The sequence below is a fragment of the Gordonia lacunae genome (genome assembly GCF_002149015.1).
In the GTDB taxonomy this organism is placed as follows: Bacteria; Actinomycetota; Actinomycetes; order Mycobacteriales; family Mycobacteriaceae; genus Gordonia; species Gordonia lacunae.
In genome coordinates, this window is record NZ_NGFO01000046.1 from 22,642 (window position 1) to 30,221 (window position 7,580).

The window sequence follows — 7,580 nt, forward strand, 5'->3', positions numbered from 1 at the left end:
CGCGAGTGGCACGTCAGCCGACAGCCGAGACCGCGGGAGCGACGAGAACCTTCCGGTGATCGTTGGGCGCGGCGAGCTCGTGGACGACGCGGCCCACCTCCCCGAGCCCGACGATCTCGCTGACCAGCGTCGACGACCCGATCGCCCCCTTGCTCAACTCGGCTGCGGCGGTGCGGAACTCGCTCGCGGTGTAGTACGAGACGAAATGCATCGTGGTCTCTTTCACGACCCCGGCGACCGGCATGAACGAGTCGTCGCTCAAGCAGACGCCCGCGATGACGACAGTGCCGTGGGTCGCGACCGCGTCCAGCGCGGCGGTGATCATCCCCGGTTTGCCCACGCACTCGATGACGACGTCGAAGCCCGATTCGACCTGGGCGGGGAGTTCGTCGGGGGTGTACACCGCGGATGCGCCGAGATCGAGTGCCGCCGCCCGCCTGCCCGGGCTCGGGTCGGAACACACCAGTTCGGTGGCCACTCCGCGGGACAGCCAGTGCAGCACCGCGAGACCGACCGGTCCCGCGCCGAGCACCAGCACCCGAGCGCCGGGACGGACGGACGCGCGGGTGACCGCGTGCAGTCCCACCGCCAGCGGTTCGACGAGCGCGCCGTCGACGGGGTCGATGCCGTCGAGGAGAACGCTCTCGGCCGCCCCGACCGCGACGAACTCCGCGAGCCCGCCCGGCAGGACACCGAGTCCCAGGGTGCGCGCGGATGCGCAGCGTGCGACGTCACCGGTGAGGCAGGCGCGGCACCGATGGCATCCGATCACCGGCATGGCGGCCACCGCGTCGCCGACCCGGAAGGAGTGGGGGACGTCCGGGTCCTCGGGTCCCACACCGACGACCTCGCCGGCGAATTCGTGACCCATGATCGTCCCGCTCGGGAGCAGCGGCGCGGTCGACAGGTCGGAACCGCAGATCCCGTTCGCGGCCACGCGCAGCACCAGCTCGCCGGGACCGGGGGTCGGGTCCGGTCGGTCCTCGACGACGAATCCGCCTGTGCCGAACCCTCCTGCGCCGAACCCTCCTGCGCCGAATTCGTCTGGGGCGGTCACCGCGGCGCGCATCAGCCCGCCGACCAGCGCACCGACGGGACGTCGACCGCCGACCGGGGCACGATGAACACGCCCTCGGCCTCGCAGGTGACCCCGTCGGCATCCGAGATCGTGCCGCGGACGATGCGTTTGCGTCCGTTCTGCTCGGTCACCGACGCCTGTGCGACGAGTTCGCCCAGCGGTGTCGGGCGCCCGTACCGGACGGTGAGGGTGCCGGTGTAGCAGGGGCCCTCGACACTTGCCGCGTTGCCCAGGACGTGATCGAGGACCAACGCGCACACGCCGCCATGGACCTGCCCGGGTGGGCCCTCGTAGGCCGCGCCCAGCGTGAACTCGCTCCGGACCCCGTCGGCGACGTGCACGACGTCGAGCGGCGGCGCGAGCGCATTGCGAACACCGATGACCGCGTTTCCCCAGGCCATGCCGGTGTTCTCGCGCGTGTGTCGTACTCCGAAGGCGCCGTCCATCTGCCGACTCCGCAGGTCGGCCACCACCTCGGCGATCCGTCGGCGCGCGTCGTCGAGGTCTTCCTCGGGCACCTCGGTGCGGATCACCGCGTCGACGAGGTCGCGAACGGTGTCGGTGAGAGGGGTGTAGACCGCACGGCGTCGCGCGACCTCGTCTTCGGAGATGTCCTCCAGGATGAACTCCATTTATGGCTACCGTTCAGTCAGTTGTGGGATAGGTAACGAAGTGTGGCGACGCTTTTTAGAACGTGTTCTAATTCAACCACTAGAACGTGTTCTCATTTTGCGGTTCCGAGGACATCGACCCCGGTCGGAGGGCTCGCCCCGGCCGATCAAGCGGTGATCCCCGCGAATCGCAGAGGCAATCCCACAGGAGATGTGATCGATGAGCGCCGAGACCTTCGACCTCACCGCACGCGACGAGACCTGGGTGAAGCGGGTCCTGCCCGTCCTGAAGCTCGTGGCGAGAACCTACTTCCGCTCCGAGGTGCGGGGTATGGACAAGGTGCCCGACGGCGGCGCGCTTCTCGTGTCCAACCACTCCGGCGGACTGATGGCGTTCGACGTCCCGGTGATCAGCGTGGCCTTCGCCGACGAATTCGGGGCGGACCGGCCGTTGTACACCCTCGCGCACGACCTCATCTTCACCGGATCGGGCAAGCAGATCTTCGGCAAGGTCGGGTTCCTCCCGGCTCACCCGAAGAACGCGGTCGCCGCGCTGCGGTCCGGCGCGGCCACCATCGTGTTCCCCGGCGGGGAGTGGGAGGCGCTGCGCCCGAGCAGTCAGAGCGCGACCATCGACTTCCATGGTCGTACCGGCTACATCCGCACCGCCCTCGAAGCGGGTGTCCCGATCGTCCCCATCGTCACCATCGGCGGCCAGGAGACGCAGCTGTTCCTCAATCGCGGCGACACGCTGGCGAGAATCCTCCGACTGGACAAGTTCCTGCGCACCGACACCGCACCCTTCGCCTTCGGCTTTCCGTTCGGCCTCACCGCCCACCTCCCGCCCAACATCCCGTTGCCCTCGAAGCTGGTGACAGAGGTCCTCGACCCGATCGACATCACCGCCGAGTTCGGCAACAACCCCGAACACGACGAGGTGGACCAGATGGTCCGCAAGCGCATGCAACACGCACTCGACGACCTCGCCCGCGCCCGCCGGTTCCCGGTCCTGGGCTGACCACGAGGAGACGACGATGATCTCGCAACTCCGCGAGCGCGTCACCACCGCGTGGTGGCTCGTTCGCACCCTGGTCCGCAGCGGTTTCCTCGGCTCGTGGAGAGTCGACCGCTATATCCGTATGGGGCTCAACCTCCGTCGGCACGGCGGTGCCTCGCCGGTGAGCGGGGTCGGCCTCGCCGCGGCGCGCGATCCCGACGGCGTCGCGCTCGTCGACGAGGCGGGACAGCTCACCTGGCGTGAGCTCGACGCCCGCTGCGATGCACTCGCCGTCGGACTCCGCGACCTCCCCGGCGCGTCCGTCACCACCGTCGCGATCCTCTGCCGCAACCACCGCGGTCTCATCGAGGCGCTCGCCGCGACGTCGCGGCTCGGTGCCGACGCCGTGCTCCTCAACACCGGCTTCGCCGGCCCCCAGCTCGCCGACGTACTCGAGCGTGAGCAGGCCGACGTCCTCATCGCCGACGACGAGTTCGATGCCGTCGTCGAGCCGGCGGCACAACGACTTCCGGAGATGCGGCGAATCCACGCGTGGACGGAGGACGAGGCGGCGCGAGGAGCCACCGTCGACGGCCTGATCGACGCGAACAGCGGCACCCGTCCCGGACGGCCGGCACGCGCCGGCCGCATCGTGTTGCTGACCTCGGGAACCACCGGCACGCCGAAGGGGGCGCGTCGAGGCGGCAGCACCGACGTCGCCTCCCTCGCGGCCATGCTGGACCGGATACCCTGGCGCGCAGGCGAATCGACCGTCATCGCGGCGCCGATCTTCCATGCGTGGGGTTTCGGGCAGGTGGCGATCGCGGCGACCATGACGTGCACGATGATCATGCGCCGCCGGTTCGATCCCGTGGCGACGCTCGAACTGGTCCGTGACCATGGGGCGACCGGCCTCGCCGTGGTGCCGGTGATGCTCGAACGCATCACCGATCTTCCCGACGACGTCCTCGACGACCACCCGATGCCGACGCTGCGTTTCGCCACAGCGAGCGGATCGCGGATGCGCTCCGACGCGCTCGTCGCATTCCTCGACCGATACGGCGACGTGGTCTACAACAGCTACAACGCCACCGAGGCCGGACTCATCACCACCGCCACCCCGGCTGATCTGCGCGTCGCGCCGGACACCGCAGGGCGACCGCTCATCGGTACCAGTGTCCGCATCCTCGACGACGACGACCGAGAGGTGCCCGTCGGCGAGGTCGGCCGCATCGTGGTCGCGAACAACTCCGGATTCGACGGATACACCGGTTCGGACACCAAGGCTTTCAGTGACGGGCACATGGTCTCGGGCGACGTCGGACGGTTCGACGAGAACGGGCTGCTCTTCGTCGTCGGTCGTGACGACGAGATGATCGTGTCCGGCGGGGAGAACGTGTACCCGCTCGAGGTCGAGCAGGTCATCGGCGCCCTCGACGAGGTGCTCGAGGTCGCGGTGACCGGTGTCGACGACGACAGATTCGGTCAGCGACTCGTCGCCCACGTGGTGCGGGCCCCACGAACACAGATCGGCGCCGAGGACGTCCAGCGGCAGGTCCGCGATCAACTGGCCGGGTTCAAGGTCCCGCGTGACGTGCACTTCCTCGACGAACTGCCGCGCAACGCCACCGGCAAGATCCTCAAGCGCGAACTCGATCCCGGCCCGTCGACCGAACGGAAGGTGAGCTGACTCATGAACTCCGCCCAGCAGTCCGGCCGCCCCATCGGTGGTGCGGACGCCGAACGGATGTCCGGACCCGACGCGCTCATGCTCAACATGGAGTCGGCGTCGAACCCGATGCACACACTGAAGGTGGCGGTGCTCGACACCGCCCGGCGCGGCCGTCCGCTCGACCTCGACGAACTCACCAGCGTCCTACCCGACTACCTCGGGATGTTTCCGCGCGCGACCCAGCGGCTCGCGTGGGCGCGCGGACACGGCGCTCGCCCGTTCTGGGTGCGCGACAACGACTTCGACGTGCGACAGCACCTGGACGAACGGTGGGTTGCCGCACCGGGGGGACGTGCCGAGCTCGACGAGATCCTGTCCGAACTCGCGGTCCGGCAACTCGACCGGAACCGACCGCTGTGGGGACTGACGCTCGTCCACGGTCTGGCCGACGGACGGCAGGCGGTCGTCGTGCGCGTCCATCACGCCGTCGCCGACGGACTCGCCGCGCTCAACACCTTCATGGCCGCCACCGCCGGACCGGGTGAGCGGGTCGATCGCGCGCCGATCGACCGCACCCGGATCGATCACGACGACGACGAGCTCACACATGCGGCGCGCTCGGAGTCCCGGCGCATGATCCGCGATCTGCCGTCCGCGGCGTCGGCCCTGGTGCGCGCTTTCTCGGCGAAACGCAAGGCCGGTGATGCTGACCTCATCCCGAAACCGCTGACGGTCCGCCGGACGAGCTTCAACGCGCGCAGCGGCGCCGACCGTGTCTGTGCGTCCGGGGACATTCCGCTCGCCGCCGTCCAGCGGCTCGCGCTCGCCACCGGCACCACGGTGAACGGCGCGCTGCACGGGGTCATCGCCGGGGCGATACGGGCCGAACTGATCGCCCGCGGCGAGGAGCCGGGAGTCGCGGTGTCCATCTTCGGAGTGTGCAAAGACCTGGCCTCCACGCGCGTTCAGGGCAACGAGATCGCCACGGCGATGGCGTATCTGAGGTCGGATCTGGCGGACCCGGTCGAGCGGATCGCGGCCACCGGGAAGAGCTGTGCCGCCACCGTGCAGTGCCGGCGCGAGGTCGGGTTCGAACTCACCGACGCACTGGCCACCTACACCGGCCGACTCGGCCCGGTCTTCCGTGGACTGGCCGCGAATCGCGCACCGCTGGTGATGAACAACATCACCACCGCCAACATGCCCGGTCCGCGCACCACGCGGTGGATCGGGGACACCGAGGTCGTCGACTGGATCTCGTTCGCACTGGCCATCGCACCCGCCGACGTCAATCTCACCACCTACAGCTATGCGGGAAAGCTCAGCATGGGCCTCATCGCGACGCCCGAGTCGATGCCCGACCCGGCGCGGTTCCTGCGACGGGTGGCCGATGCGGCCGTCGAAGCCGCCGACGCGCTCGAACGGCCGACCGAAGAGACCGACGATGCCGCGATGGCGCAGGAGGCGAGTTGATCGACTGGGAGTCCGGAGCAGCACGGCTGGGGCTGTTCGCGAAAGTGGTGCCGCGCGCGATTGGCAGTTCGCGAGCGGCCGGTCGCGGCGACCCGGACGCGGGCGTTCCACCGGCGGACTGCGGCCCGCGGATGGTCGGGGAGACCGCCGTCGACGAACTGTTCATCGCGGTCAACTCGGTGATCCGGGACATTCCGCCCATCGAGTTCGTGGAGCAGTGCGTGCAGCGATGCACCGAGGTCGCCGACGAGCTGGCCGGGCTCGGACCCGCCGGAATCCACCTCGACCCCGGGCCGCCCGGAATCGTCTCGCGCGACCGGAAGATCTTCGGGACGACCTCGTTCGATCACATCGACTACTCGGTGGCAGTACCTCTCCCGGAGTCGATCGCCGACGCCGACCCCTACGCCGACGGGATCGCGTCGGTGCGGGTGCTCTCGCGGCGCCGGACCGGTCGTCGGTGGTTGATCTGGGTCCACGGGGCGGCGCAGGGGCGCGCCGACGATCTCTACGCGTTCCGCGCGGCCAATTTGTACAACAAGCTGGGTTACGACGTGGTGTTCCCCGTGCTGCCGGCACATGGCTCACGGCGAGTGGAGAAGGTCGCCTACCCGGGTTTCGATCCGCTGGTCAACACCGTCATCACGATCCGGGCGATCGCCGAGATCCGTTCGCTCATCACCTGGATCGAGGGTCAGGACCCCGTGGACATCGCGATCGCGGGGACGTCGCTCGGCGGCCCGATCGCGGCGATGGTCGCCTCGATGGATCCCCGCATCAGTTCGGTCCTCGCCGTCGTCCCGATGCTCGAGATGCACTCCACCCTTGCCCATCACATGGAGCGCGGCGGGTCCAAGGGGCGTCATCTCGCCTCGCTGATGCGCAGCGAACCGGTCCGAGCGGTGTCGTCGGTGATCAATCCGCTGTCGGTGGAACCCATTCCGACACCCGAACGGCGAATGGTGGTCGCGGCGCTCAACGACCGCGTCACCTCGGTATCCGCCGCCCAGCAGCTCCACCGCCATTGGGGCGGTCAGGTGCACTGGTACTCCGGTAGTCATGTCGGACATGCCATCTCGGGCAGCATCCGGCAGGCCACCGACGAGTTCCTGCGCGCCTCCCCGCCCTCGGCCCCGCGGTCCGACAGCGAATCCGGCCTACGGTCGCTGATGTGAGTATCGGTGGGAGGTCCGGCCGCAGCTTGCGAAGGGCCAACCCGCTGCTCCCTGAGGACCGAGGAGCGCGAGCGACCCGCTGCACCCTGAGGAGCGCCCGGAGCTTGCGGAGGGTGCGTCACGAAGGGTCTGCGAGGCATCTCACCTGGACCCTTCGTGACGCTCGCACGCTCGCTCCTCAGGGAGCGGGGGGTGACGCTCGCACGCTCGCTCCTCGGTATCTGCGGCCTGGCGGCCGTCGTGGACCACGAAAGACCTGCATCGCTGCGGCCCCACTCCTGCTCCCTTCAGTGTCAGGGTTGTGGAGCCACGTCAGTGGTGATTGGGTTTCGTCCACCGGGTGTTTGGCTCTCCTGCTCCCTGCCACCCCTGCGGGGTTGGTGTTGCCTCATCGTGCCGGCATCTGGTGTGACGGACCGGCCGGCGTGACTTGATAGGAGCGTGGCAGCGCCCCTCCACTGAAGTATGTCCACCGACCGGCCCGACTGTCCGCCCACCCTGTGACAGGAAGGCAAGCTCCATGATCGTCATCGGTGCTGATGTCCACAAGCGCTCCCACACTTTTGTCGCCGTC

6 protein-coding genes are annotated in these 7,580 nt (G+C 69.0%); 4 read left to right on the plus strand and 2 right to left on the minus strand.

Annotated elements, in window-relative coordinates; genetic code table 11:
• Positions 1–13: 13 nt before the first annotated feature.
• On the minus strand, positions 14–1,069 hold the full coding sequence (locus CA982_RS24465) for an alcohol dehydrogenase catalytic domain-containing protein (protein WP_086537722.1): 1,056 nt from the start codon (positions 1,067–1,069) through the stop codon (positions 14–16).
• Positions 1,069–1,710, minus strand: a complete 642-nt coding sequence (locus tag CA982_RS24470) for a PaaI family thioesterase (RefSeq protein WP_086537723.1) — start codon at positions 1,708–1,710, stop codon at positions 1,069–1,071. The genes CA982_RS24465 and CA982_RS24470 overlap by 1 nt, the downstream gene beginning before the upstream one ends.
• A gap of 199 nt (positions 1,711–1,909) precedes the next feature.
• On the opposite strand from CA982_RS24470, the gene CA982_RS24475 reads away from it, so the two are divergent.
• The 4 genes from CA982_RS24475 to CA982_RS24490 are packed head-to-tail and all read left to right on the plus strand — an operon-like array spanning position 1,910 to position 7,006.
• Positions 1,910–2,707 carry a lysophospholipid acyltransferase family protein gene (locus tag CA982_RS24475; RefSeq protein ID WP_086537724.1) on the plus strand — a complete coding sequence of 266 codons (798 nt, stop codon included), beginning with the start codon at positions 1,910–1,912 and terminating at the stop codon, positions 2,705–2,707.
• Positions 2,708–2,723: 16 nt separating this feature from the next.
• Positions 2,724–4,376 carry an AMP-binding protein gene (locus tag CA982_RS24480; RefSeq protein WP_086537725.1) on the plus strand — a complete coding sequence of 551 codons (1,653 nt, stop codon included), beginning with the start codon at positions 2,724–2,726 and terminating at the stop codon, positions 4,374–4,376.
• Between the two features lie 3 nt (positions 4,377–4,379).
• On the plus strand, positions 4,380–5,831 hold the full coding sequence (locus CA982_RS24485; RefSeq protein WP_086537726.1) for a wax ester/triacylglycerol synthase domain-containing protein: 1,452 nt from the start codon (positions 4,380–4,382) through the stop codon (positions 5,829–5,831).
• A complete protein-coding gene (locus CA982_RS24490; protein WP_086537727.1) occupies positions 5,828–7,006 on the plus strand; it encodes an alpha/beta hydrolase family protein in 1,179 nt (392 codons plus the stop codon). Before CA982_RS24485 ends, CA982_RS24490 begins: the two co-directional genes overlap by 4 nt.
• Positions 7,007–7,580 lie beyond the last annotated feature (574 nt).